Origin of the sequence: Cupriavidus sp. WS (genome assembly GCF_000395345.1) — a bacterium.
GTDB lineage: Bacteria > Pseudomonadota > Gammaproteobacteria > Burkholderiales > Burkholderiaceae > Cupriavidus > Cupriavidus basilensis_B.
On record NZ_AQPL01000071.1, the window covers coordinates 17,405 to 41,071 of the forward strand.

Below are 23,667 nucleotides of genomic sequence, written 5' to 3' on the forward strand. Positions count from 1 at the left end.
TCTATTTGTTACCGGTAACATTTCAGTGCGGAATAGTCTCCCAACAAACGTCCTGATACCGGTAACGAAAAATAGCACAGAGACAATCGCGGCTTCAAGCCCGCCGCGGCAAGGGTATTCCCTTAGCAGCGGTCCCCGGCAAGCGCGTGCCGGGGACCGTGCCGATGTGCCCGGTATCATATGCGCACCTTCCACTCCCTCACAGCGCCGACCGATGGCCACTACCCCCGCCACCCGCAGCACCGCGACGCGCCAGTCTGGACCGCCCCGCATGTCGGATGTCGCCCGGCTGGCCGGCGTGTCCAAGATGACGGTCTCCCGCGTGCTGGCGGGGCACAGCGTGGCGCCGGCCACGCGCGAGCGCGTGCAGCAGGCCATCGACGAGCTCGGCTACGTGGCCGACGCGGCGGCCGGCGCGCTGTCCTCGGGGCGCTCCGAGTTCGTCGCGGTGCTGGTGCCTTCACTGTCGAGCTCGAACTTCTCCGACACCGTGCGCGGCCTGAGCGACGCGCTGGAGCCGCACGGGCTGCAACTGCTGATCGGCGACACCGACTACCACCTCGAGCGCGAGGAACGGCTGGTGCGCTCCATGCTGCGCCACCAGCCGCGCTGCGTGGCGCTGACCGGCTCGCAGCACACCGAGACCACGCGCGCGCTGCTGCAGCGCTCGAACATCCCCGTGGTGGAAATGTGGGACCTGCCGACCACGCCGATCGACACCGCGGTGGGCTTCTCCAACGTGAAGGCCGCGCGCGCGATGGTGCGCTACCTCGCCGGGCGCGGCTACCGGCGCATCGGCTTTCTCGGCGGCGCCAGCGAGCTGGACCGGCGCGGGCTGGACCGCATGAAGGGCTACCAGGCCGAGATCAAGGCGCTCGGGCTGGGCGAGCCGCGCATCATCCGCCTGGGCGAATCCCCCATCACCATGAGCCACGGCGCGCCGGCCATCGCCGCGCTGCTGGCGCAATGGCCCGACACCGACGCCGTCATGTGCGTGAGCGACATGTCCGCGTTCGGCGCCGTCATGGAATGCCTGCGCCGCGGCCTGTCGGTGCCCGGCGACATCGCCGTGGCGGGCTTCGGCAACTTCGAGGTGGCCGCCTGCTGCCATCCCGGCATCACCACCATCTCGGTCGACGCGTATGGCATCGGCCTGCGCACCGGCGAGGCGCTGCTGGCCGCGCTGGACGCGCGCGAAGGCGCCGGCGCGGCCAAGGCGCCGCCCAAGAGCGTGAAGATCGACTACGCCGTGCTGGCCCGCGAAAGCGCCTAGACACCCCTGCGGCAACACCATCCGCCCGCTTCGCCACGCGGCCCGGGCACCGCTGTGCAGGTCCGCGCATGCGTGCTAACATCCGAAATTGTTACCGGTAACTTAAACACGCGGAGCACCGCCTGTCCGGCCTGGCCAGCGCGCGCGAAGCGATGCGCGCCGCCGCGCCGGCACCGGTACGCACCACAAACAGATCCTCACGGAGACAAGCAAGATGTCCCAATCCACGCCGCGCCGGCTGCGCAGCCAGAACTGGTTCGACGACCCTTCCCACGCGGACATGACCGCGCTGTACGTCGAGCGCTTCATGAACTACGGCCTGACCCGCGAAGAGCTGCAATCGGGCCGGCCCATCATCGGCATCGCGCAGACCGGCAGCGACCTCGCGCCGTGCAACCGCCACCACATCGAGCTGGCGCAGCGCACCAAGGCCGGCATCCGCGACGCCGGCGGCATCCCGATGGAATTCCCGGTGCATCCGCTGGCCGAGCAGAGCCGCCGCCCCACCGCCGCGCTGGACCGCAATCTCGCCTATCTCGGGCTGGTGGAGATCCTGCACGGCTTTCCGCTCGACGGCGTGGTGCTGACCACCGGCTGCGACAAGACCACGCCCGCGTGCCTGATGGCCGCGGCCACGGTCGACCTGCCGGCCATCGTGCTGTCGGGCGGGCCGATGCTCGACGGCTGGCACCAGGGCAAGCGGGTCGGCTCGGGCACCGTGATCTGGCACGCGCGCAACCTGCTGGCCGCTGGCGAGATCGACTACGAAGGCTTCATGGAACTGACCACGGCCTCGTCGCCGTCGATCGGCCACTGCAACACGATGGGCACCGCGCTGTCGATGAACAGCCTGGCCGAGGCGCTCGGCATGTCGCTGCCGGGCTGCGCCAGCATCCCCGCGGCCTACCGCGAGCGCGGGCAGATGGCCTACGCCACCGGCAAGCGCATCGTCGACCTGGTGCGCGAGGACGTGCGGCCGTCGCGCATCATGACGCGCGCGGCGTTCGAGAACGCCATCGTGGTGGCGTCGGCGCTGGGCGCGTCCAGCAACTGCCCGCCGCACCTGATCGCGATCGCGCGCCACATGGGCATCGCGCTGGGCCTGGATGACTGGCAGCGCGTGGGCGAGCAGGTGCCGCTGCTGGTCAACTGCATGCCGGCCGGCGAATACCTCGGCGAGAGCTTCCACCGCGCCGGCGGCGTGCCGGCCGTGCTGCGCCAGATCGACGCGGCCGGGCTGCTGCGCCGCGAATGCCTGACGGTGTCGGGCCGCCTGATCGGCGACATCGCCAATGCCGCGCCGGACGCCGACCGCGACGTGATCCGCGCTGCCGGGGACCCGCTCAAGCACGGCGCCGGCTTCATCGTGCTGTCGGGCAATTTCTTCGACAGCGCCATCATGAAGATGTCGGTGGTGGGCGACGCCTTCCGGCAGACCTATCTGAGCGAGCCCGGCGCGGAGAACACCTTCGAGGCGCGCGCGATCGTGTTCGAGGGGCCGGAGGACTATCACGCGCGCATCAACGATCCGGCGCTGGAGATCGACGAGCGCTGCATCCTGGTGATCCGCGGCTGCGGCACGGTGGGCTACCCGGGCAGCTCGGAGGTCGTCAACATGGCGCCGCCCGACGAGATGGTCAAGCGCGGCATCACCTCGCTGCCGTGCCTGGGCGACGGCCGCCAGAGCGGCACCTCGGCCAGCCCGTCGATCCTCAACATGTCGCCCGAGGCGGCGGTGGGCGGCGGCCTGGCGCTGCTGCGCACCGACGACCGCATCCGCGTGGACCTCAACGCGCGCAGCGTCAACCTGCTGGTGCCCGAGGACGAGCTGGCGCGCCGCCGCGAGCACGCCAGCTTCACCGCGCCGCCGTCGCAGACGCCGTGGCAGGAGCTGTACCGCAAGCTGGTGGGCCAGTTGTCCACCGGCGGCTGCCTGGAACCGGCCACGCTGTACCTGAAGGTGATCGAGGAACGCGGCGAGCCGCGCCACTCGCACTGAACGCGCACTGAACGCACGCGCCCCCGACAACCGACTCTCCCGCCAACCCATGCGAACCCTCTCTCCCTCCGCCTGCCTGCCGGCCGATCTCGAACAAGCGCTGCTGGTCGGGCGCGTGTGGCGCCGCGCCGGCGACCATGAAGGCCCCTGCGTGGTCGCCGTGCGCGACGGCCACGTCTTCGACATCACGGCCACCGTGCCGACCACCGCCGACCTGTTCGAGCGCGCCGACGCGCTGGAGCTCGCCCGCCACGCGCCCGGCGAGGCGCTCGGCAGCGTGCAGGCGCTGCTGGCCCCGGCGCTGGCGGGCGACGCCGGCGCGCCGGTGCGCCTGCTCGCGCCGTGCGACGTGCAGGCCATCAAGGCGTGCGGCGTGACCTTCGCCGTGAGCCTGATCGAGCGCGTGATCGAGGAGCAGGCCGGCGGCGATCCGGCCCGCGCCAAGGACGTGCGCGAGACCATCACCGCGCTGATCGGCACCGACCTGTCGCAGATCGAGCCCGGCTCCGAGGCCGCGCAGCGGCTCAAGGCGGAGCTCGAGCGGCGCGGCGCGTGGTCGCAGTACATGGAAGTCGGCATCGGCCCCGACGCCGAGGTGTTCTCGAAATCGCAGCCGATGTCGGCGGTCGGCTTCGGCGCCGACATCGGCCTGCATCCGGCCTCGGTGTGGAACAACCCCGAGCCGGAGATCGTGCTGGCGGTCAGCAGCGCCGGCAGGGTGGTGGGCGCCACGCTCGGCAACGACGTCAACCTGCGCGACATCGAAGGCCGCTCCGCGCTGCTGCTCGGCAAGTGCAAGGACAACAACGGCTCATGCGCGATCGGCCCGTTCGTGCGGCTGTTCGATGGGCGCTTCACGCTCGACTCGGTGCGCCGGGAAAGCGTGTCGCTGCGCGTCGAGGGCGCCGGCGACGGCTTCGTGCTCGAAGGCGTGAGCCACATGAGCGAGATCAGCCGCGACCCGGCCGACCTCGTCGCCCAGACCTGCGGCGCGCACCACCAGTACCCGGACGGCTTCATGCTGTTCCTCGGCACCATGTTCTCGCCGATCAAGGACCGCGACGCGCCGGGCGCCGGCTTCACCCATCACCTCGGCGACGTCGTGACCATCTCGGCGCCCGCGCTCGGCGCGCTGGTCAACACGGTGGGGCTGTGCACCGAGATCGCGCCGTGGACCTTCGGCGTGCGCGCGCTGTGCCGCAACCTCGCGCAGCGCGGGCTGCTCGGCGCGGCCTGACGGCGCCGGCCCGGCAGCGGCGGAGACACCAGCGGCGGCGGCACGGCGGAAATGTCCGCATCCCGCCGCCGCGCGGCTCTGGTATGGTTGGCGCTCCGCCGAACGTCGCCCGCCGGGCGCTCCGAGCCGCATGCCACCATCCTTGCCACCGCCTTCCTCCCTGCCCGCCCTGCTCTCCCCGACCGTGCCCGCCGCCTGGCTGGCCGCGCTGCCGGACGTGGTGGCGGCCGGCCTGTCCTCGGGATGGCCGTGGCTGTTCACGCTGGCCGAATGGCTGATCCGGCTGGTCATGCTGGTCTACGTGCCGCAGCGCCGCGCGCCGGCGGCGGCGCGCACCTGGCTGCTGCTGATCTTCTTCCTGCCGTGGCTGGGCCTGCTGCTGTACGCGCTGTTCGGCCGCATCTACTACCCGAAGTCGCGCCGCCTCAAGCTCGCGCGCATCAACCAGGGCATCGAGCGCGTGCGCGGCCCGCTCGAGCGCTTCGCGCCGGTGCAGCCGCTGCCCGCCGGCGTGTCCGCCGACGCCGCCGGGCTGATCGAGCGGCTCGGCTCGTACTGGCCGATGCGCGGCAACGCCGTGGAACTGATGGACGACTACGGCGCCGTGGTCGCGCGCATGATCGCCGACATCGACGGCGCCGCGCGCCAGGTCCACCTGCTGGTCTACATCTACGCGGCCGACGCCACCGCGCGCGCGTTCACCGACGCGCTGCTGCGCGCCGCCGCGCGCGGCGTGCAATGCCGCCTGCTGGTGGATGCGCTGGGTGCCCGCGCCGGCTGGCGCGCGTTCGCGCAAACGCTGCGCCACGGCGGCGTGGAAGTGGTGCAGGCGCTGCCGATGCGCTCGCTCTCGGCCGTGCTCAAGGGCAAGAGCGCGCGCTTCGACCTGCGCAACCACCGCAAGATCCTGGTGGTGGACGGCAGCATCGGCTACATCGGCTCGCAGAACGTGATCGACGCCGAATCCACGCCCGGCCTGCCCAACGAGGAACTGGTGGCGCGCGTGACCGGCCCGGTGGTGACGCAGCTGCAGGCGGTGTTCCTGGCCGACCGCTACCTGGAAACCGGCGAGACCGGCGAGGCCGCGCAGACCGAACGTGGCGGCTTCGTCGCCGGGAACTTCCCGCCGCCGCAAGCCGCCGGCGCGCACACCGCGCAGATGCTGCCCAGCGGCCCCGGCTACGGCACGCAGAACGCGCAGATGGCGCTGGTCAGCATGATCCACCGCGCACGCGCGCGGGTGGTCATCACCACGCCCTACTTCGTTCCCGACGAAGCCTTCCTGCAGGCGCTGCAACTGGCCTGCTACCGCGGCGTGGCCGTGCACCTGGTGCTGTCGCGGCGGATCGACCAGCGCTTCACGCAGGCCGCGCAGGAAGCCTATTTCGGCGTGCTGCTCGACGCGGGCGTGCACATCCACCTGTACAAGCCGGCCTTCCTGCACGCCAAGCACGTGACCATCGACGACGAAGTGGCGATGGTGGGATCGACCAACATGGACATCCGCTCGTTCGCGCTCAACGCGGAGGCCGCGCTGGTCATCTACGACCACGCGGTGGTGGCGCGCATGCGCGAGATCCAGGCGCGCTACTTCCGCGACAGCGCGCAGGTCGACCGCGCCGCCTGGCAGCGGCGGCCGCTGCGCCGGCGCACCTGGCAGAACCTCTGCCGGCTGGCCGATTCGCTGCTGTAGGGATTGCCGCGCGCGGACCGGGCCGCCATGCGCCCGCTCAGAAATGGTGCGCGATGCCGACGGTGAGGCTGTGCACCGAGCCGCCCGGCTTGGGCAGCGGGAAACCGTTCTCCGGCTCGTAGTTGTAGGTCAGGGCCGAGGCCGAGCTGTTCCTGATGAAACCGAAGCGGGCGTAGAGCGAGGTTCTCTTCGACAGGAAATAGTCGTCGCCGAACGTCATGCCCCAGGCATGGTTCGCCTTTTGCGTGGTGTCGCGGAACCCCGCCGTGACGCGCAGCAGGTGCGCCCCGATCTTCTTCTGCACCCCGGCGAAGTAGAGCATGGCATTGGCGCCGCCGGTGTTCCTCGGGTTGATCCACGACAGCACCGCCGTGCCGGTCAGGAAGCCGAAGTCGTGCGAGACGTTGAGCAGGACGTTGTCGGTGCGGATCGACGGCTCCCGGGTGGCGTCGTGGCTGCATTGCGACGTTGCCGCCGGGCTCGGGTCGCACCAGTTCTGGGAGTAGGACGCCGACATGAAATTTTCCTGGCTCGCATAGTAGATCGACAGCGACTGGTTGTGCGTCCTCGGGCCGACGTCCTGGTTTCCCTTCAGCGCGTAGAACGCGTTGATGCCGACGTGCTCCCACAGCAGCGGCGTGGTGTAGCTGATCGAGTTGTTGATGCGGTTGATGTCGAGGCTCGAGCCGTAGCCCAGGTCGCTGAAGGCGGCCAGGTACGAATAGATGGACTGGTGCCCGGTGGCCAGGAACGGGTCGGCGCCGATCGCCAGCGACGAGGCGCCGCTGAGCTGCTTGCCGAGCGAGACGGTGCCCCAGTCGGTGCTCGACAGCCCGACGAACGAGCCCCGGTTGAAGAAGGAGGTCTTGCTCTGCTGCGTGCCGGAATCCGGGTTGAAACCGCTCTCCAGGCGGAAGAACGCCGTCAGCCCGCGGCCGAGGCTCTCCTGCCCGTAGATGCCGAACTTCGAGGTCCAGGCGTTGTTGCTCTCCACCCGCTTCATGTTGCCGCTGGGCCCGTGCGTGTAGTCCAGCCCGACGTCGACGGTGCCGTACAACGACAGCATGCTCCTGCCCGGCATGACGCCCAGCGCGCCCGGGCCCACCCCCTGCAGGACCAGGCGCTGAATATCGACCATCGAGTCGGCCTCCGCCCATGAACTGGCGGAACCGCAGGACACTACCGTGGCAACACAAAGCAAACCGACGCGCTTTCCAAGCATATGCACCTCTCCGATCTGATGAAGTCGTGATGACGTTGCGGCAGCCAGAACCGTCTGGCGCCACTAATTGACCAATCGTCAATTACACGATGCCAGATGCAATATTGATGACACATCTATTTCCCCAATCTGGGGATTTACTGCTGCAAGAAAGGCGTGTCCACTGCTGGCATGAGGACTGGCTGCGCTCATGACCGGCGCGCAAGCGGGGTCGCGCGGGAAGAACCGGGACGGAAGGAATCGCAGCCGCGAACGGGCTGCGAAGGTACTGCGGCAGACGTGATCGGCCGGGCCGCGCCGCGGCTTGCGTGGCGCGGCATCGACCGCTCTTTTCAGGCGGGATTGCCCGCGGCATTGGCACTGGCCCGGCCGCGGCGATGCCGGCGCCGCCAGGGGCGACGCCGGCAGGTCGATTACATCGACAGGCTCAGTTCGAGCTCCGTGATCGCCTGCTTCGCGCGGACCTGGCAGGTCGTGTAGCGGCGCAGCGCCCTGGACAGCCGGCGCGCGGCGTCCCCGCCGTTGCCATCGTTCATCGACGACTCGCACTCCATGCCTTCCTGCAGGGCGTTGTCCGCGCGCAGGATCAGTCCGGCAAGGTAGGCCGAGCCGGCCACGCCGGGCGAGACCCTGCGCGCGCCGTCGAGCCGCCGCCGGGCGTCGTCGAGCAGTTGGGAAGCGCGGAGCTTTGCGTCCTCGAGCATCTCCCCGGGGGTGCGGCGCAGCCGGATCTCCCAGAACTCGTTGGCTTCGTCGTGGTAGTAGTAGCCGTGGCCGGGAATATGCATGAGCGCGCGCCGGTTGGCCGGCCCCACGCATCCCATGTACAGGCCCTGATCGCCGTCGTCCGGACGCATGACGGCGGTGAACGCATTGACGCGATGGCAGATCGAGCTGGGCCACGGGCTGCCGGCAAGCCAGGCCTGCTCGCGCTCCGCGTGGGACATGCGCTGGCCGTCCTCGCGGTAGCGCTCGGGCGCGCTGGTCGAATAGATGCGCGCCATCACGTCGACGTCGATGCGGCCATGCGCCGCCTTGAGCGACTCGAACAGGTAGCGGTTGCGTCCTTGCGAGCTCTTGGTCGAGAGCGCGGGCGCGAGCTGCCGGTCGCCGAGATAGGCGAGGTCCGCCGGCCGGTTCTGGACCCAGCCTTCGACCGGGTTGAAGGCATATCCCTGGTCCGGGGCCAGGAACCCGGCGGCGGAACGCGGGTGCATGGAATTGTTGTTCGCATACAGGAACTCGTAGGACCGGCCCTGCTCGTCGAACGAGAGTTCGCGCAGGATGGGGTCGCTGCCCACGGCGTTCGACGGCCTCGCCTCGCACACGTATGCATAGCGCCCGTCCGCGTAGAAGCCCCCCACCGAACCGAGGATGGTGCCCACGTCGCCGATCGGCCATCCCATCTCGTTGCCGAGCGCGTCCGCGGCGGTATCGGCGAAGCGCAGGTTGTGGAACACCGACGCGCCGCGCCGCAGGCCGTAGCCGCGGTCGCTCGTTTCCTCGATGCCGTGCAGGCCGCCGCCGTGGTGGATGTAGGCCACGCCCTTGCTGTTCATGCCCGGATGCCCGGCGAAAAAATACTGCCCCAGGCCCGGGATGAAGCCGTTGATGGAAAACGGCGTGTAGATGAACGCGTGCCCGTCGTCGGGGAATGCGGCGATCGTCACCTGGAACGTGCAGTCGTGGTCGGTGGTCGAGCCCGAGACCAGCGCGCCGTCCGACGTTGCCTCGCCCCAGGCGCAGGCGCCGCTGCACAGGTCGACGGAACGGTCCGCGTGCGCCGAGCTCATGCTCTGGCCGCCCAGGTAGGAGGAGTCGGCCTGGCCTTCGCCTTCATCCAGGCTGTCGGCGGTGAGGTCGCGCACGCCGTGGCCGCGGATGCCGCTCCAGATCGGCTCGAAGTGCCCGGTCCAGAGCTGAATGGCCGTCCAGTAGTTGATTTCGATGCCGTGCTCTTTCGCGGCATCGATCCAGCCGCGCACCATCTCGCCGATCTCCGGCGTGTTCTCCTGCATGTGGACGTGCCAGTTCTTGACGATCTCGATCTCGTGCGCGCGGAACCGGCGCGCGGCGAGCCGTTCCACGGGCCACTTGCCGAAGATGTCGATGATCTGCTGGATGTATTGCCGCCCCATCTCGTGCGACGATCCGCGCAGCACCACGATCGGGCAGATCGCGGGAACGATGGGCACGTCGCCGGCGAACTCGATCTCCGTGCCGCGCCGCGACAGCTCGATCGCCGGCAGGCCCTCTCCGGCCAGCGCGGCCGGGTCCGGTTCCGTGCCATCGAGCAGGGCTTCCACCCGCCGGCACGCCTCGACGGCGCCGTCGAAATGCCGCGCGGCCTCCGCGGCGTCCTGCGCGCTCTGCGTGAACGCCGCGAAATACATATTGCTGCCGGTAAAACGGCCCGCATACCATTTCGCCTTGGCGATCATCAGCGTCGCGGCATCGAGGGCCGCGCGCGCCTTCACCGCGTGCGCGTCGGCCGGACTGCATTGGTTGAGCGCGCGATGCGCGTCGTAGAGCGCGTACTGCGCTGCCACCGCCTGCGCGGCAAGGCTGGCCGGGGTATGGGTCGTTTGCAGGCTGGCTGCGCTGTGTTCTTGGTTGGTGCTCATTTCCATTCTTTCAGAAAACTCGGTCGATATTCCGATGACCGCTTGCGGATCGATGCATCGCTCGGGCGCGGACCGCCGGTCCGCCCTTACGAGGAAAACCTGTAGGAACCCAGGCGCAGCACCAGCAGCATCGCGGCGCACAGGGCGCCGGACGCGCACAGCAGCGCGTACTTGTAGGTGGCGAAGTGATCGAACGAGAGGCCGAACAGGACCGGCCCGGCGATGCCGCCCAGGCCATGCACGAAAAAGAGGACCCCGTAGATCCGCCCGAAGGACTTGAGGCCGAAATATTTCTTGACGAAGAACGGCAGGAAATCGCCTTCCGCCCCGAGCGCGAAGCCGAGCAGCAGGCCGGCGAAGGCGGAGAACTGGATCGCGCGCGACAGCTCCGACGCCATCAGCACCGCGCCCGCGGTGGCCAGGCAGAACGCGGCCGCCGCCACCTTCCTGGCCGCGAACCGGTCGATCAGATAACCGCTGACGACCCGCCCCAGCACCACCCCCGCCCCGCTCACCGCCACGGCCCGCGCCGCCAGCTGCGGCGTGATGCCGCCGTCGACGAGCAGCGACACGAAATGCACCGACATGCCGAGCGTGGCCATCGATACCAGCAGCGTGACGGCGAGGATCAGCCACAGGCGCCGGTCGGCAAGCGCTTCGCGCACGGTGTATCCGGGCACCGGCATGCTGCCCGCGGGCAGGCGGCGCTGCCGCGCATGCCCGCGCAGGCCACGCGCGCCGCGCGAGATGATGGCGCAGGCCAGCCAGCCGAGCAGCAGCGCCCCGGCCGCGAGCCCGGCGTAGGCGCTGCGCCAGCCGTAGTGCGCGATCAGCGTCTGCGCGATGACCGGCATGGAGATCGTGCCGACGCCCATGCCGATTCCCGCCAGCCCCAGCGCGACGCCGAGCCTGTCGCGCAGGCATCTTGCCAATACCGTGAGATAGCCCGGCGGCGTGGTGCCGGCGCCCGCCACGCCGATGCCGAAGCTGAGCGCGGCGAACAGCCAGGGCGAATTCCCGCAGAGCGACTGAATCGCCATGAAGACCGCCATCACCGAGGCCGAGCCGCCGATGACCCTGGTTTCGCCAAAGCGGTCGATCAGTTGGCCGACCACGATCGAGCCCGCGGCCAGCCCCAGCATCGAGAGCACGCCCGCCGCCGAGGTCTGCGCGCGGCCCCAGCCGAACTCGTAGGCGATGGGCTGGAGGAAGACCGAGATCGTGCCGAAGTAGAGCGGCGCGAAGCCGGCGCAAAGGCCCAGCGCCGCGCCGAACACGATCAGGGCCCGATGCGGGGCGGAAAGCCCGCCGGCCGGCGGCGCGGCAAAGGCGGCTGCCGGCGGGGGCGCGGCGACATCCTGGTCAAGGTGGATCGACATGGTTGCCTTTCGGATGAGATGGCGAGGGTGGCTGATGTCCGGGTGCGCCGCGTGCTGCCGCGCCCCTTTTTTGACGTAACGCCAATTACTCTATCTTTGAATTGACGTATAGTCAAATAGATCGGGCGCGGACGCCACCGGCGATCCGTCGCAGTTGCCCGTCCGCGGCGATGGAGCGCAGGCAGAGACGCTATACTGGCGCGGAATTGCGTGCCGCGAGAGGACGCCGGCAGTGCGCCGCGCGCGCTGACAACGAAGATGAATGACTTAGTGGCGGGGAAAATCTTGTCGGAGAAGGCCAATGCGGCGCAGGTGCGCCGGCCGGGGCGCAGGCCGAGAAACGCGACCGGCGCAAGCCCGGGCGGGCTGTCGCGCGATGCCATCGTCCAGCACGTGGTCCAGCTCGCGCAGAAGGAGCCGTTCGCCGAGATCACGATCGCCCGGCTGGCGAACGAGCTCGGGGTCGCGACTTCGCTGATCCATTACTTCCTGGGAAGCCGCGACGACATCCTGAGCCTGATGCTCAACTATGCGCTGAAGGAAGTCTGCGACCGCGCGCCGCCGCTCACCGGGCAATGGCGCGCCGATGCGGAGGCGCTGCTGCGCGAAGTGCAGCAGATGCAGTCGCGCTGGAAGGGCATCACCGCGCAGATCGCCACCTCCAGCCGGTACCGGCTGTTCCAGCACCAGCTACTGGATGGCAAGGACTACGGGCTGGTGTTCTTCGACCGCATGGGCCGCATCCTGCAGAGCGGCGGCTTCAGCGGCGCGCAGGCGGCAAGCGCCCATCACCTGCTGATGCTGTTCCTGGTCTCGGTCGCCAGCGCGCAGGTCTTCCAGCAGGAGCCGAGCGCGAAGCGGGAATACCTGCGCGGCCATGTCGGGCAGTTCCCCGCCGGGGACTATCCCGGCTGCGCCTTCATGCTCGACGATTTCGCCGCCATCGACACGCCGACGACGTTCGAGAAGGGGCTGCGCCTGCTGCTGGACGGCATCGACGCATGGCCGCGGGACGGCGCGAAGCCGGCACGGGCCGCGCGCGCCAGGCCGGCAAAGACAAAGACCGCCTGAGCGGATGCCACCGGCGGCGCGAAGCCCGCCGGCAGGCCGCCCGCTGCCGTCCCCGGTCAGAGCACGGTCCCCTGGCCAGGCAACCGTAGGCGGCGGCGAGACTCAACGCGCTTCGACAAACCCCAGCACCGTCTCCAGCATCGCCCGCAACGCGGGCTGGATGCGCGTGGCCCGCGCCTCGTCGTAGGCGAACGGATAGACCTCGCTCATGTACGCGCACTGTGTCAGCTCGAGCTGCACGGCATGCACGCCCTGCGCCGGCGCGCCGTACTGGCGCGTGATGTAGCCGCCCTTGAAGCGCCCGTTCAGGATCGCGGTGTGATCCGGCACCGCGCTGGCGATGTCCAGCAACTGGTCGGCCAGCGCCGCGTCGCAACTGGCGCCCTTGGCGGTGCCGAGGTTGAAGTCGGTCAGCTTGCCCTCGAAGAAGCGCGGCAGCACCGAGCGGATCGAGTGCGCGTCCCACAGCGCGATGGTGCCGTGCGCGGCGCGCAGGCGCGCGAGTTCCTCGGCCAGCGCGGCGTGGTACGGGCGCCAGACCGCGTCGCGGCGCGCGGCGATCTCGTCGTCGGCGGGCAGGCTGCCGTCGGCGTAGACCGGGGTCTTGTCGAAGGTGTCGACCGGGCACAGGCCGGTGGTGTCCTGGCCGGGATAGAGGTTGGCGTTGTCGGGCGGGCGGTTCAGGTCCACCACGTAGCGCGAGTGCGTGGCCACCAGGATGGAGGCGCCAAGCTCGCGCGCGAAATCGTAGAGGCGCGCGAGGTGCCAGTCGGTGTCGGGCACGGTGCGCGCCTCGGCGGTGAGGCGGCCGGAGACGGAGGCCGGCAGGTAGGTGCCGACGTGCGGCATCGACACCAGCAGCGGGCGCGTGCCGCGATGGAGCGTGAAGGCGGGGGTATCGGTAGAGAAGGACATATCGTTCTGTTTGCGACGGGGTACGGCGGTAGCCACGGTATTGCGGCGATGGCGCGGTGGTGATGCGGTGGTGATGCGGTGATGCGGTGATGCAGTGGTAACGCGACGGCAGCGCGCGGCCACCGCGGCGCTGCCATCCTTGCGCCGCCGCGCCCGATGCTTGCCATGTCAAGCATCGCGGCGCATGGCGGCGCCGGGATTCAGTCGGTCAGCAGGCTGGCGCGGGCGGCGGCGAAGCGTTCGCCCGCCTGCGGCTGCAGCGGGTGAACGCCGTGCTGCACGCGCACGCGGCCGGCCGTGCGGACTTCCGCTAGTGTCTCATGCCCGTGGTTGGCGAACACGTGGACGGCCAGCGCCTGGCTGCCGGACAGGCCCGCCAGCGCCGGGTGGGCACCGTCGAGCACGGCGAAATCGGCCTGCTGCCCGACCGCCAGCGCGCCGATGGCGCGGCCGGAAGCGCGCGCGCCGCCGGCCGCGGCGTCGAGGTACAGGCGGTCTGCCACCTGGCGATGGGTATCGGAGGCCAGCACGTTGCGGCGCTGCAGGCCGAGGCGCTGGCCGTATTCGAACAGCCGCAGCTCCTCCGCCACGCTGACGCTGGCGTGGCTGTCCGAGCCGATGCCCCACACGCCGCCCTGCGCGAGATAGGGCGTGGCGTCGAACACGCCGTCGCCGAGGTTGGCCTCGGTGGTCGGGCAGATGCCGGCCACCGCGCCGCTGTGCGCGAGGCGGCGGCGCTCGTCCCAGTCCATGTGGGTGGCATGCACGAGGCACCAGCGCCCGTCCACCTCGGCATGGTCGAGCAGCCACGCCACCGGGCGCGTGCCGGTGAGCGTGATGCATTCGTCCACCTCGCGCTGCTGCTCGGCGATGTGGATGTGCACCGGCGCCAGCGCGTCCATCGCGTGCAGGCCGGCCACCGCCTCGGCCAGGCTTTCCGGCGGCACCGCGCGCAGCGAGTGCGGGGCGAGGCCGAGACGCGCCTGGCCGTGGCAGTGCGGCGCCAGCCGCGCGAGCAGGTCGAGCATGGCGCCGGTCTGGTGCAGGAAGCGGCGCTGGTCGGCCAGCGCGGGCTTGCCGCCGAAGCCGGCGGTCTGGTACAGCACCGGCAGCAGCGTGATGCCGATGCCGGCGTTGCGCGCGGCGCGCAGCAGGCGCAGCGACATCTCGGCCGGCTCGGCGTAGGGCTTGCCGTCTTCGCCGTGGTGCACGTAGTGGAACTCGCACACGCTGGTGTAGCCGGCGCGCAGCATCTCCACGTAGAGCTGGGTGGCGATGGCTTCGAGCGTGTCGGGCGACAGCCGCAGCGCGAAGCGGTACATCAGCTTGCGCCAGCTCCAGAACGAGTCGGCCTCGCCGCCGCCGCCGTCGCTGCGGTATTCGGTCAGGCCGGCGAAGCCGCGCTGGAACGCGTGCGAATGCAGGTTGGGCATGCCGGGCAGCAGCGGGCCGGCGGCATGCGGCACGCCGGCGGCATCGACCGCGCCGGCATCGGGCCGCACGGTCACGAGCGTGCCCGCGCCATCCCACTGGAACAGGACGTTGCGCGCCCAGCCATCGGGCAGCAGCGCTGCGGTGGCGAACAGGGTTCCGGCGTTCATGCGCGCGCTCCCGCCGCCCCGTACACGCGGCCTTGCCGCACCACCGCCGCGGCCGGATTGCGGCCGAACCAGTAGGCCAGTTCGGCGGGGGAATCGACCTGCCACAGCACGAAGTCGGCGCCGCGCCCGGCCGCCAGCAGGCCGTGCCGGTCGGCCGCGCCCAGCGCGCGCGCGGCGTGGCGGGTGACGCCGGCCAGCACTTCCGGCACGGTCATCCGGAACAGGGTGCAAGCCATATTCATCATCAGCAGCAGCGAAGTGACCGGCGAGGTACCGGGATTGTGGTCGGTGGCGATCGCCATCGGCACGCCGTGCCGGCGCAGCAGCGCCAGCGGCGGCAGGTTGGTGTCACGCAGGAAATAATAGGCGCCGGGCAGCAGGACCGCCACCGTGCCGGACCCGGCCAGCGCGGCCACGCCCGCTTCGTCGAGGTGCTCGAGGTGGTCGGCGGACAGCGCGCGGTGGCGCGCGGCCAGCACGCTGCCGCCGAGGTTGCTGAGCTGCTCGGCGTGGAGCTTGACGCGCAGGCCGTGGCCCGCGGCGGCCTCGAACACGCGCGCGGTCTGCGCGAGGCTGAAGCCGACCGATTCGCAGAACGCGTCCACCGCGTCGACCAGCCCTTCGCCGGCCAGCGCGGGCAGCATGGTGTCGCACACCAGCGCGATGTAGTCGTCGGCGCGGCCGGCGTATTCGGGCGGCAGCGCGTGCGCGCCGAGGAAGGTGGTGTGCACCGTGACGCCGAAGGCCGCGCCGAGGCGGCGCGCCACGCGCAGTTGCTTGCGCTCGGTGGCGAGGTCGAGGCCGTAGCCGGACTTGATCTCGATGGCGGTCACGCCTTCGGCCAGCAGCGGCGCCAGGCGCGCGGCGGCAAGCGCGAACAGCGTGTCTTCGTCGGCCGCGCGCGTGGCGCGCACGGTGGAGACGATGCCGCCGCCGGCGCGCGCGATCTCTTCATAACCGGCGCCGGCCAGGCGCATGGCGAATTCGTCGGCGCGCTGGCCGCCGTAGACGAGGTGCGTGTGGCAGTCGACCAGCCCGGGCGTGATCCACGCATTGCCGGCGTCGTGGCGCGGCAGGCCGGCGTAGTCCGCCGGCAAACCGGCGAGCGGGCCAAGCCAGGCGATGCGGCCATCCTGCACGGCCAGCGCCGCGTCGCGGATGGCGTTGGCGGGATCGGCATCGGGCAGCAGGTGGCAGCGGTGCCAGACGCCGTCGGCCGAGGTGGCCTGCGCCGGATTCTGATTCATCGGGGATTCTCCATGACGAGGGTGACGGTCAGGCAGAGCGCGGAGCCGGCCGCGGCGCGCACCGGCGTGGCGGGCACGCCGGCGGCGAACAGCAGGCCGTCGCCGGCGGCAAGAGTCTGGTCGCCGACGTGCCACGCGCCTTCGACGGCAAACAGCAGCACGGCATCCGTGCCGGCGGCGAGCGTGAAACCGCCGCGCTGCGCCAGTACGCTCGCGCGGCACCGGCCGCGGCGCGTCATCACGTTGAAATCGCGCGTGGCGCCGTCGATCAGCGTGGCCTGCACGCCGCGCTCGCCGGCGAACGCGAACGGCGCGCCGATCTTGTCGAGCCGGTGGTCGAAGCTGCCGTCGTCGGCCAGCAGGCGCACGCCCGCGCCGCCGAGCAGCGCGATCTGGCGGTCGATGCCGGGGAAGGCCGAGAACGGACCGTCGGCGCCGATGTCCGCCACGCTCACGCGCCACTGGAAGGCATCCATGCCGGCGCCGGGCGGAAAGGCCGCGATCTCGCGCGTGACGCCGCCGCCGTTCTTCCACGGCCGCGGCGCCAGCGCGGCGAGCGAGAAGCGTTGCGCGCCGTTCATGCGTGCCGCGCCTTCGGCGTCGCGCGGGCCGCCTTGGTGAGTTGGTGTTCGTTGGCGTTCATCTCTGGTTCTCCTGCTGGTCGGGTCTTTGGGGTTCGGGTTTCGGGCCGGGCCGCGGTGACTTGGCGCGTGTCGCTTGCGGGGGCGTCGGCCCTCTCCCCCCGGCCCCTCCCGCTCGCGGGAGAGGGGAGCACGAACAGGGCCGCCGGATACGCCGGAGCCAGTGGTTCTACGAGGCATGCGAAGGCAGCACCGCCCGCACCGCCTCCGGCCAGCCCGCGCCCGCGTCGCCCTGCCTGACCCACTGCTTCATCGCCTCGATGTCGGGCGCGAGATAGCGGTCGCTCTCCACGAAAGCCACGCGCGCGCGGATGCGCGCGATCTCGCCTTCGAGCAGCGGCGACGACTGCAGCGGGCGGTGGAACTCGATGCCCTGCGCGGCGGCCATCGCTTCGATGCCGACCACCACCGCGGTGTTCTCGGCCATCTCGCCGAGGCGGCGCGCGCCGTAGGTGGCCATCGACACGTGGTCCTCCTGGTTGGCCGAGGTGGGCAGGCTGTCGACGCTGGCCGGATGCGCCAGCGACTTGTTCTCGGAGGCCAGCGCGGCGGCGGTGACTTGCGCGATCATGAAGCCGGAGTTCAGGCCGCCGTCGCGCACCAGGAACGGCGGCAGGCCGGACAGCCCGGTATCGAGCAGCAGCGCGAGGCGGCGCTCGGAGATGGCGCCGATCTCGGCGATCGCCAGCGCGATGATGTCGGCGGCGAAGGCCACCGGCTCGGCGTGGAAGTTGCCGCCGGAGATCACGTCGCCCTGCTCGGGGAACACCAGCGGGTTGTCGGAGGCGGCGTTGGCCTCGATGCCGAGCACGCGCGCGGCGTGCCGCAGGTTGTCCAGGCACGCGCCCATCACCTGCGGCTGGCAGCGGATCGAGTACGGGTCCTGCACGCGGCCGCACTGCCGGTGCGAATCGACGATGCGGCTGCCGTCGAGCAGCGCGTGCGCCGCGCCGGCCACGGCGATCTGGCCGGGCTGGCCGCGCGCGGCGTGGATACGCGCGTCGAACGGCTTGACCGAGCCCTTGATGGCCTCGAGCGAGAGCGCGCCCGCCACCAGGCCGGCGGCGAGCAGGTCCTCGGCGGCGAACAGCCCGGCCAGCGCCAGCGCGGTGGAGACCTGCGTGCCGTTGAGCAGCGCCAGCCCTTCCTTGGGACCCAGCGTGAACGGTGCCAGCCCGGCATGGGCCAGCCCTTCGGCGGCGGGGCGGCGCCGGCCGCCGATCATCACCTCGCCCACGCCGATCAGCGTGCACGACAGATGCGCGAGCGGCGCGAGGTCGCCCGAGGCGCCGACCGAGCCCTTGGCCGGAATGCACGGCGTGACGCCGTGGTTGGCCAGCGCCAGCAGCGCCGCGATGATCTCGGGACGGATGCCGGAATGGCCGCGCGCCAGGCTCACGGCCTTGATCGCGAGGATCAGGCGCACCGTGTCGGGCGCGAGGTCGGCGCCGGTGCCGACGCTGTGCGACAGCACCAGGTTGCGCTGCAGCTCGGCCAGCTTGTCGTGCGCGATGCGCGTCTGCGCCAGCTTGCCGAAGCCGGTGTTGATGCCGTAGACCACGGCGTCGGCGTCGATGATGTCCTGCACGGTGGCCTGCGCGGCGCGCACGCCTGCCCACGCGGCATCGTCCATCGCCAGGCGCACTTCGCCGCGGTGGATGCGGCGCAGGTCGGCCAGCGCCACGGCGCCGGGCCGCAGGATCAGCAGCGGGCGGGCGGTGGCGGGCTGGGTGCTGGTATCGGTCATTTGTCTTTCCCTATCTATACAGCCATGTTCGGCAAGCGTCGTCCGGTTGGACCTGCGAAAAAGCCGGCGTCCGGCGGATCAGCCGAAGGCCGGGCTGCCGTCGGCGCGGAAGCGGCTGCCGAGGCGGTAGCGGCTGCCCGGATGCAGGCAGCGCACGAAGGTGACGGGCGTGCCGCCGGTCCAGGTGCGGCGCGTCAGCAGCAGGCAGGGCTGGCTGCCGGGCATTTCCAGTTGCGCGGCCTGCTCGGGCGTGGCGGCGATGGCGGGTTTCATGGCGTCGGTGCCCGGCGCGGATCGCCGCCGCCGGCACGGCCTTGCGCCCGGAAAACGCGGGCGCGGTCCCGCCGGTGCCGTGGCGCGGAGGCAGGCAATCCACGTCCCCGCATGCGAAATCCCATCTTCCCTGGCTCCCTTGGTGCGAGGCGAACGATGGCGGCGCCGGTCGCCGGTCGCCGGTTGTTTCCCGGCAATTTAGCAATCCTGTATATACAAGTCAACGCGCGGTTAACCCGGGGCGGCGGGAAAAACCGGCGCCGCCGGCACATGGCGCGCGGCGGGACGGCCGGTTCAGGCCAGTTCAGGCCGGTTCAGGCCAGTTCAGGCCGGTTCAGGCCGGTTCAGGCCGGTTCAGGCTGTCAGGGACAAGGTCAGGGTCAGGCGTCGAAGAAGGACGCCACCGTGGGATAGCGCAGGCGCAGGCGCAGCTCCCGCTTGAGACGGGTGTTTTCCAGCCGGCGCGATTCGCTCATGAAGCTGAGCAGGTTGGGCGCGACCGCCTCGCGCAGTTGCGCGCGGCTCAGGCGCGGCGGGCGCGGCAGGCCGCGGCGGTCGGCCACGAGGTCGAAATAGTCGGCCATGCGCATCTCGGTGTCGTCGCTGGCGTGCACCACGCGCTGGGCGCGCCCGCGGAACAGCGCGGCCACCATCGTGCGCGCCAGGTCCAGCGCATGGATGTGGTTGGTGTAGACGTCGTCCTGCGGCGCCAGCGCCGGCGTGCCCTTGGCCAGGCGGGCCAGCGGCAGGCGGTTCTCGGCGTAGATGCCGGGGATGCGCACGATCGAGGCGCGCCAGCCGCTGTCGCGCCCGAAGCCGCGCACGGCGCGCTCGGCGGCCACGCGGCGGCGCGCGCGCGCGGTCTGCGGGCGCACCGGGTGCGACTCCCGCAGGCGCGCGCCGGCGCGGTCGCCGTACACGCCCGAGGTGCTGGCGTAGACCAGGGCCGGGCGCGCGGGCCGGCGCCCGGGCCGTTTGTCGTCCTGCTCGGGTAGAATGGCGGGCTTGGCAGACCAGCCGGCGGCACGGGCTGGCGAGCGCCGCCAGGCGCCTCGCCGCAGCGCGCGCAGCAGCGCCAGCGTGCGCGGGTCGCCCTCGCCGGCGGCCGGCGGCGGCGCCAGGTGCAGCACGCGGCTGGCCAGTCCGGCCAGGCGCGCGAGCGTGGCCGGGCGGTCCAGGTCGGCCAGCAGCGGCACGGCGCCGCCGTCGCGCAGCTCACTGCGGCGCGATGGCTGCGAAGTGGTGGCAAAGACGCGCCAGCGCGTCGACAGAATACGAAGGCAGCGCGTGCCCACGTCCCCGCAGCCTACGATCAGCAGGCGCGGCCGGCCCAGGCGGCGTCGCGACAGTTTTTTGCTCATAGAGTGATTATGGCTTACCAAGTTACCGTCATGCCCAGCGGGCGCCAGTTCGAAGCCGCCGACGACGAGACCATCCTCGCCGCGGCGCTGCGCCACAGCATCGGCCTGCCCTACGGCTGCAAGAACGGCGCGTGCGGTTCCTGCAAGGGCCGCGTCACCGCCGGCAGCATCGTACAGGGCGACCACGCCGCCTCCGCGCTGTCCGCGCAGGAGGAAACCGAGGGCCGCGCGCTGTTCTGCTGCGCCCGGGCCGCCTCGGACATCACCATCGAATGCCGCGAGGTGCAGGGCGCCGGCGACATCCCGATCAAGAAGGTGCCGTGCCGCGTGGCCAGCCTGGAGCGCGTGGCCGACGACGTCATCGTGGCCCGCCTGCAGCTGCCGGCCACCGAGCGCCTGCAGTACCTGGCCGGCCAGTACGTGGAATTCCTGCTGCGCGACGGCAAGCGCCGCAGCTACTCGATCGCCACGCCGCCGCACCAGGAAGGCCCGATCGAGCTGCACTTCCGCCATATGCCCGGCGGCACCTTCACCGACTACGTGTTCGGCGCCAGGGAAGGCCAGCCCGCCATGAAGGAGCGCGACATCCTGCGCTTCGAAGGCCCGCTCGGCAGCTTCTTCCTGCGCGAGGACTCCGACAAGCCGATCATCCTGCTGGCCTCCGGCACCGGCTTCGCGCCGATCAAGGCCATCGTCGAGCATGCCGCCTACACCGGCATCACGCGCCCGATGACGCTGTACTGGGGCGGCCGCCGCCCGGCCGACCTGTACATGCACGCGCTGTGCGAGCAGTGGGCGCGCGAGCTGCCCAACTTCCGCTACGTGCCGGTGATCTCCAACGCGCAGCCCGCCGACGACTGGGACGGCCGCACCGGCTTCGTCCACGAGGCGGTGATGGAAGACCATCCCGACCTGGCCGGCTTCGAGGTCTACGCTTGCGGCGCGCCGGTGATGGTCAACGCCGCGCGCAAGGACTTCACGCTGCGCTGCGACCTGCACGAAGACGCCTTCTTCGCCGACTCGTTCACCTCCGAGGCCGACATGCACGCGGCCCCGGCGGCCTGAGCGCCGCGCGGACCGTCCTGTTGCCGCAACAATGCCCGGCCCGTCCAAAATTCGTTTTGACAGCCGGGCGCGTGCGCCTTATATTTGCCGCCATGAACTACGCAATGGTCCGACGCAGCTACCGTACGATGCTCCCCACCGGGGTGCCGCGCGGCTGACCGTCCATCGCTTTTGTTCAGGTCGACGAGCCACGGGCAACCCCCGTGGCTTTTTGTTTTTGCAGTCCCTTTTTTGCAGTCCCTTTTTTTGCGCGCCCCCCTTGCGCGCGACCAACCGCTCTCCTCTCCCCCGTTTCACGCCGACCCCTGGAGTCCGCCATGGCATTTGCTGAGTATCCCGTCCAATCCCTGATGTACATCACCAACCGGCCCGAACTGGTCTTCACCGAAGGCAAGGGCTCGTGGCTCACGGACCATAACGGCAAGCGCTACCTGGACTTCGTGCAGGGCTGGGCGGTCAACTGCCTGGGCCACTCCAGCCAGGTCATGATCGACGCGCTGACGGCGCAGGCCGGCAAGCTGCTCAACCCGAGCCCGGCGTTCTACAACGAACCCATGCTGAGGCTGGCCAGGCAGCTCACCGACCATAGCTGCTTCGACAAGGTCTTCTTCGCCAACAGCGGCGCCGAGGCCAACGAAGGCGCGATCAAGCTGGCGCGCAAATGGGGCCGCAAGCACAAGGGCGGCGCCTACGAGATCATCACGATGGACCACAGCTTCCACGGCCGCACGCTCGCCACCATGAGCGCGTCGGGCAAGGCCGGCTGGGACACGCTGTTCGCGCCGCAGGTGCCGGGCTTCCCCAAGGCCGACCTGAACGACCTGGCCTCGGTGGAAAAGCTCATCACCGACAAGACCGTGGCCATCATGCTCGAGCCGGTGCAGGGCGAAGGCGGCGTGATCCCCGCCACGCGCGAATTCATGCAGGGCCTGCGCAAGCTGGCCGACCAGCACAAGCTGCTGTTCATCGTCGACGAAGTGCAGACCGGCTGCGGGCGCTGCGGCACGCTGTTCGCGTATGAGCTGTCGGGCGTGGAGCCGGACATCATGACGCTGGGCAAGGGCATCGGCGGCGGCGTGCCGCTGGCCGCGCTGCTGTGCAAGGCCGAGGTGGCCAGCTTCGAGGCCGGCGACCAGGGCGGCACCTACAACGGCAACCCGCTGATGACCGCGGTGGGCAGCGCCGTGATCGGCGAGCTGACCAAGCCGGGCTTCCTGCAGGGCGTGCAGGAAAAGGCCGCCTACCTGAGCGAGCAACTGCTGGCGCTGTCGGCCGAGTTCGGCCTCGGCGGCGAGCGCGGCGAAGGTCTGCTGCGCGCGCTGGTGCTCAACAAGGACATCGGCCCGCAGCTGGTCGAGGAAGCGCGCGAGATGCAGCCCGAAGGCCTGCTGCTCAACGCGCCGCGCCCGAGCCTGCTGCGCTTCATGCCGGCGCTGAACGTCACGCGGGAAGAGATCGACCAGATGATCGGCATGCTGCGCACGCTGCTCAAGAAGCTGGCCTGATTCCCGGCGCCCGCCGGCTGCGAGCCGGCACGAAAAGAAAAAGCCCCGCTCGCGCGGGGCTTTTTCATGATGCGCGGAGGCGGCGGTCACTCGCCCAGGTAAGCCGCCCTCACCTTCGGGTCGTCCAGCATCTGCTTGGCGTCGCCGCTCATGGTGACGAGGCCGGACTCCATGACGTAGCCGCGGTGCGCGGCCTGCAAGGCCAGGCGCGCGTTCTGCTCGACCAGCAGCACGGTCACGCCCTGCGCCGAGATGTCGCGCACCACCTCGAAGATCTTCGCCACCATGATCGGCGACAGGCCCATCGAGGGTTCGTCGAGCAGCAGCAGCTTGGGCTGGCTCATCAGCGCGCGCGCCATCGCCAGCATCTGCTGCTCGCCGCCGGACATGGTGCCGGCGAGCTGGTTGGCGCGTTCCTTCAGGCGCGGGAAGATGCCGAACATGCGGTCGATGTCGTCCTTGATGCCGGCCTCGTCGCTGCGCGTGTAGGCGCCCATCTGCAGGTTCTCGGTGATGGTCATGCGCGCGAACACGCCGCGGCCTTCCGGCACCATCGCCAGGCCCTGCTTGAGCAGCACGTAGCTGGGCACGCCCTTGATGGACTTGCCCATGTACTCGACGTCGCCGCCGGCCCAGCCCTGCAGGCCGGTGATGGCCTTCATGGTGGTGGTCTTGCCGGCGCCGTTGGCGCCGATCAGCGTCACCAGCTCGCCGTCGCGGATCTCGAGGTCGATGCCCTTGACGGCCTGGATGCCGCCGTAGGCGACCTTCAGGCCGGAAATCTTCAGTAGCGTATCTTTCATCGTCTCTTTCC

The 23,667-nt window shown here is 70.5% G+C and carries 17 protein-coding genes and 1 pseudogene; 7 read left to right on the top strand and 11 right to left on the bottom strand.

Features of this window, described 5'->3' with window-relative positions:
• Positions 1–271 precede the first annotated feature (271 nt).
• The 4 genes from K206_RS0106890 (at position 272) to cls (ending at position 6,202) form a co-directional block, all read left to right on the top strand.
• Entirely contained in the window at positions 272–1,273 is a 1,002-nt protein-coding gene (locus tag K206_RS0106890; RefSeq protein ID WP_020201680.1) for a substrate-binding domain-containing protein, read from the top strand.
• Between the two features lie 214 nt (positions 1,274–1,487).
• Positions 1,488–3,272, top strand: coding sequence for an IlvD/Edd family dehydratase (locus tag K206_RS0106895; RefSeq protein ID WP_020201681.1), 1,785 nt, complete (start codon positions 1,488–1,490; stop codon positions 3,270–3,272).
• Positions 3,273–3,321: 49 nt separating this feature from the next.
• Positions 3,322–4,509 carry a fumarylacetoacetate hydrolase family protein gene (locus K206_RS0106900; RefSeq protein ID WP_020201682.1) on the top strand — a complete coding sequence of 396 codons (1,188 nt, stop codon included), beginning with the start codon at positions 3,322–3,324 and terminating at the stop codon, positions 4,507–4,509.
• Positions 4,510–4,639: 130 nt separating this feature from the next.
• Positions 4,640–6,202 carry a cardiolipin synthase gene (gene cls, locus K206_RS0106905; protein WP_081651338.1) on the top strand — a complete coding sequence of 521 codons (1,563 nt, stop codon included), beginning with the start codon at positions 4,640–4,642 and terminating at the stop codon, positions 6,200–6,202.
• 37 nt (positions 6,203–6,239) lie between these two features.
• On the opposite strand, the gene K206_RS0106910 is transcribed toward cls, so the two are convergent.
• The 3 genes from K206_RS0106910 to K206_RS37690 form a co-directional block, all read right to left on the bottom strand.
• Positions 6,240–7,424 carry a porin gene (locus K206_RS0106910; RefSeq protein WP_081651339.1) on the bottom strand — a complete coding sequence of 395 codons (1,185 nt, stop codon included), beginning with the start codon at positions 7,422–7,424 and terminating at the stop codon, positions 6,240–6,242.
• Positions 7,425–7,837: 413 nt separating this feature from the next.
• Positions 7,838–10,048, bottom strand: a complete 2,211-nt coding sequence (locus K206_RS0106915; protein ID WP_020201685.1) for a hypothetical protein — start codon at positions 10,046–10,048, stop codon at positions 7,838–7,840.
• Between the two features lie 86 nt (positions 10,049–10,134).
• Complete coding sequence (locus K206_RS37690) at positions 10,135–11,427, bottom strand: MFS transporter (RefSeq protein WP_020201686.1); 1,293 nt, start codon at positions 11,425–11,427, stop codon at positions 10,135–10,137.
• Positions 11,428–11,685: 258 nt separating this feature from the next.
• Between K206_RS37690 and K206_RS0106925 the strand changes: the two genes are divergently transcribed.
• Complete coding sequence (locus tag K206_RS0106925) at positions 11,686–12,498, top strand: TetR/AcrR family transcriptional regulator (RefSeq protein ID WP_081651340.1); 813 nt, start codon at positions 11,686–11,688, stop codon at positions 12,496–12,498.
• Between the two features lie 102 nt (positions 12,499–12,600).
• Here the strand turns inward: K206_RS0106925 and hutG are convergent, their stop codons facing one another.
• The 7 genes and pseudogenes from hutG to K206_RS0106960 all read right to left on the bottom strand — a co-directional run bounded on the left by hutG (position 12,601) and on the right by K206_RS0106960 (position 20,283).
• A complete protein-coding gene (gene hutG / locus K206_RS0106930; protein WP_020201688.1) occupies positions 12,601–13,413 on the bottom strand; it encodes an N-formylglutamate deformylase in 813 nt (270 codons plus the stop codon).
• Positions 13,414–13,613: 200 nt separating this feature from the next.
• A complete protein-coding gene (locus K206_RS0106935) occupies positions 13,614–15,014 on the bottom strand; it encodes a formimidoylglutamate deiminase (RefSeq protein WP_020201689.1) in 1,401 nt (466 codons plus the stop codon).
• Positions 15,011–16,261 (bottom strand): imidazolonepropionase, encoded by a 1,251-nt coding sequence (gene hutI, locus K206_RS0106940; RefSeq protein ID WP_020201690.1) that lies wholly within the window; start codon positions 16,259–16,261, stop codon positions 15,011–15,013. The genes K206_RS0106935 and hutI overlap by 4 nt, the downstream gene beginning before the upstream one ends.
• A complete protein-coding gene (locus K206_RS0106945; protein WP_020201691.1) occupies positions 16,258–16,842 on the bottom strand; it encodes a HutD family protein in 585 nt (194 codons plus the stop codon). The genes hutI and K206_RS0106945 overlap by 4 nt, the downstream gene beginning before the upstream one ends.
• A gap of 229 nt (positions 16,843–17,071) precedes the next feature.
• Complete coding sequence (hutH, locus tag K206_RS0106950; protein ID WP_020201692.1) at positions 17,072–18,649, bottom strand: histidine ammonia-lyase; 1,578 nt, start codon at positions 18,647–18,649, stop codon at positions 17,072–17,074.
• A 78-nt stretch (positions 18,650–18,727) separates the two neighbouring features.
• Positions 18,728–18,913: pseudogene (locus K206_RS0106955) on the bottom strand (UTRA domain-containing protein); the annotation flags it as partial.
• A 389-nt stretch (positions 18,914–19,302) separates the two neighbouring features.
• Positions 19,303–20,283, bottom strand: a complete 981-nt coding sequence (locus K206_RS0106960) for an NAD-dependent epimerase/dehydratase family protein (protein ID WP_020201694.1) — start codon at positions 20,281–20,283, stop codon at positions 19,303–19,305.
• A 9-nt stretch (positions 20,284–20,292) separates the two neighbouring features.
• Between K206_RS0106960 and K206_RS0106965 the strand changes: the two genes are divergently transcribed.
• Positions 20,293–21,348: a CDP-6-deoxy-delta-3,4-glucoseen reductase gene (locus tag K206_RS0106965; RefSeq protein WP_029043320.1), complete on the top strand. Its 1,056-nt coding sequence runs from the start codon at positions 20,293–20,295 to the stop codon at positions 21,346–21,348.
• A 317-nt stretch (positions 21,349–21,665) separates the two neighbouring features.
• Positions 21,666–22,853 (top strand): acetylornithine transaminase, encoded by a 1,188-nt coding sequence (locus tag K206_RS0106970; RefSeq protein WP_029043321.1) that lies wholly within the window; start codon positions 21,666–21,668, stop codon positions 22,851–22,853.
• 86 nt (positions 22,854–22,939) lie between these two features.
• Here the strand turns inward: K206_RS0106970 and K206_RS0106975 are convergent, their stop codons facing one another.
• Positions 22,940–23,656 (bottom strand): ABC transporter ATP-binding protein, encoded by a 717-nt coding sequence (locus K206_RS0106975; RefSeq protein ID WP_020201697.1) that lies wholly within the window; start codon positions 23,654–23,656, stop codon positions 22,940–22,942.
• Positions 23,657–23,667 lie beyond the last annotated feature (11 nt).

Coding starts and splice junctions, on each gene's coding strand:
- K206_RS0106890 (WP_020201680.1), top strand. CDS start 272: ATGTCGGATGTCGCCCGGCTGGCCGGCGTGTCCAAGATGACGGTCTCC.
- K206_RS0106895 (WP_020201681.1), top strand. CDS start 1,488: ATGTCCCAATCCACGCCGCGCCGGCTGCGCAGCCAGAACTGGTTCGAC.
- K206_RS0106900 (WP_020201682.1), top strand. CDS start 3,322: ATGCGAACCCTCTCTCCCTCCGCCTGCCTGCCGGCCGATCTCGAACAA.
- cls (WP_081651338.1), top strand. CDS start 4,640: ATGCCACCATCCTTGCCACCGCCTTCCTCCCTGCCCGCCCTGCTCTCC.
- K206_RS0106910 (WP_081651339.1), bottom strand. CDS start 7,424: ATGCTTGGAAAGCGCGTCGGTTTGCTTTGTGTTGCCACGGTAGTGTCC.
- K206_RS0106915 (WP_020201685.1), bottom strand. CDS start 10,048: ATGAGCACCAACCAAGAACACAGCGCAGCCAGCCTGCAAACGACCCAT.
- K206_RS37690 (WP_020201686.1), bottom strand. CDS start 11,427: ATGTCGATCCACCTTGACCAGGATGTCGCCGCGCCCCCGCCGGCAGCC.
- K206_RS0106925 (WP_081651340.1), top strand. CDS start 11,686: ATGAATGACTTAGTGGCGGGGAAAATCTTGTCGGAGAAGGCCAATGCG.
- hutG (WP_020201688.1), bottom strand. CDS start 13,413: ATGTCCTTCTCTACCGATACCCCCGCCTTCACGCTCCATCGCGGCACG.
- K206_RS0106935 (WP_020201689.1), bottom strand. CDS start 15,014: ATGAACGCCGGAACCCTGTTCGCCACCGCAGCGCTGCTGCCCGATGGC.
- hutI (WP_020201690.1), bottom strand. CDS start 16,261: ATGAATCAGAATCCGGCGCAGGCCACCTCGGCCGACGGCGTCTGGCAC.
- K206_RS0106945 (WP_020201691.1), bottom strand. CDS start 16,842: ATGAACGGCGCGCAACGCTTCTCGCTCGCCGCGCTGGCGCCGCGGCCG.
- hutH (WP_020201692.1), bottom strand. CDS start 18,649: ATGACCGATACCAGCACCCAGCCCGCCACCGCCCGCCCGCTGCTGATC.
- K206_RS0106960 (WP_020201694.1), bottom strand. CDS start 20,283: ATGAGCAAAAAACTGTCGCGACGCCGCCTGGGCCGGCCGCGCCTGCTG.
- K206_RS0106965 (WP_029043320.1), top strand. CDS start 20,293: ATGGCTTACCAAGTTACCGTCATGCCCAGCGGGCGCCAGTTCGAAGCC.
- K206_RS0106970 (WP_029043321.1), top strand. CDS start 21,666: ATGGCATTTGCTGAGTATCCCGTCCAATCCCTGATGTACATCACCAAC.
- K206_RS0106975 (WP_020201697.1), bottom strand. CDS start 23,656: ATGAAAGATACGCTACTGAAGATTTCCGGCCTGAAGGTCGCCTACGGC.